The 849-nt window shown below is 53.7% G+C and carries 1 pseudogene; it reads left to right on the top strand.

Features of this window, described 5'->3' with window-relative positions:
- Positions 1–709 precede the first annotated feature (709 nt).
- Positions 710–849: pseudogene (locus tag FV226_RS27625) on the top strand (IS5/IS1182 family transposase); the annotation flags it as partial.

The following is an 849-nucleotide window of genomic DNA, read 5'->3' as shown; positions in this document are numbered from 1 at the left end:
ATATAATATAATACTGCCTAAAACGAGATTGCCAATATTCATTGCTGGTCTTATCAATTTGATTTTGTGGAATAGAAAGTAAATTCCCAGCACTGCGTTGTGCGGTTGGAGCGATTCAAGTGTCGGCGGCTACATCTCCGAGTTGCATCGACAATGGCTGATGCGGACCATAATCGCGGATGAAGAAGTATTGCCGCTAGTCCTATCCCGACCAATCGCACGCCGTGTCAGCGTCTAGCATGGCAACGCTCGACCAGGGATCATAACCCGAAAGGGATGAGACTGCACGTCCGCCGACGAAGCGGCTATCCTCGGCATTAGCTCAGCACCGGCTCGCGGCGCGGAAGAGCGCATTGAGCTTCTCGTAAATTGTTTCCGAAAGAGGCGCCCCGGGACCGGCGTCAGATCATGGAAGCGCAGGAAGAGGAGGTTTCCTATCAGTATTGAAATCGCACCCTTCTGCCAGTCGACATCATACACGAATTACTTCCTAGCCGTTACTACTATCTTCGGGATCGGACCAATGATGGCTCAGGCTAATGCATCTTCATCTCTGATTATACACTAATCGCCAACTGTTCGGTTCATCGAGCGCGTTCGCCACTTTCACAGCGGGGATGATGCGCGGGGTGATCTGAGTGTCTGTCCGGCGACATATTGAGTGATGTGAGGGGTTTGTGATTCAAGGCTGCCTGTGTGGAGGCTGCCGATGTGGACGACTGAGAACCGGACCCGCTACGATCGAAGCGAGCTTCGTTATCCGAGCGACCTGACGGATGACGAGTGGGCGCTGATCGAGCCTCTGATCCCTCCAGCCAAGCGTGGCGGCGGCAAGCGCAGCGTCGACAT

Origin of the sequence: Methylobacterium sp. WL12 (genome assembly GCF_008039475.1) — a bacterium.
Lineage (GTDB): Bacteria > Pseudomonadota > Alphaproteobacteria > Rhizobiales > Beijerinckiaceae > Methylobacterium > Methylobacterium cerastii.
Note: the sequence above shows the minus strand (reverse complement) of the source record. Positions and strands in the feature narration are given on the sequence as shown.